Source organism: Streptomyces lancefieldiae (assembly GCF_031845825.1).
In the GTDB taxonomy this organism is placed as follows: Bacteria; Actinomycetota; Actinomycetes; order Streptomycetales; family Streptomycetaceae; genus Streptomyces; species Streptomyces lancefieldiae.
Window position 1 is genome coordinate 1 of sequence record NZ_JAVRFH010000296.1, and the last position, 478, is coordinate 478.

General features: G+C 64.4%; 1 protein-coding gene and 1 pseudogene. One reads left to right on the forward strand and one right to left on the reverse strand.

Annotated features, from left to right (window positions below):
• Positions 1–111, reverse strand: a pseudogene (locus RM812_RS42210) (pyridoxamine 5'-phosphate oxidase family protein); the annotation flags it as partial.
• A 56-nt stretch (positions 112–167) separates the two neighbouring features.
• On the opposite strand from RM812_RS42210, the gene RM812_RS42215 reads away from it, so the two are divergent.
• Positions 168–478: LLM class flavin-dependent oxidoreductase (locus RM812_RS42215; RefSeq protein WP_311586323.1), on the forward strand; the 311-nt coding region annotated here is incomplete at its 3' end.

The following is a 478-nucleotide window of genomic DNA, read 5'->3' on the forward strand; positions in this document are numbered from 1 at the left end:
GTACCAGATGGGGACGGTCAGCGGACCGCGCTTGTCGCCTGCGTATACCGACAGGGCGGCGATGTGCGGCTCGGCAAGAAACTGTTCGCGTTCTTCCTTGGAAAGGGCCATAAAACTCAGGCTAGCCCGGTGCCACGACACACGTCGGCGTCGTAGAGTCGGGGTCCATGCGCTTCGGACTCTTCATCCCGCAGGGCTGGCGCCTTGACCTCGTCGACATTCCCACCGAAGACCACTGGCCGGTGATGCGTGACCTGGCTGCCTACGCCGACGCAGGCAGCTGGGACTCGCTGTGGGTCTACGACCACTTCCACACCGTTCCGGTCCCCACCGACGAGGCCACCCACGAGGCCTGGTCGCTGATGTCGGCCTATGCCGCGACGACGTCGCGGATCAAGCTCGGCCAGATGTGCACCGCGATGAGCTACCGCAATCCGGTCTACCTGGCCAAGATCGCCGCCACCACCGACATCATCTC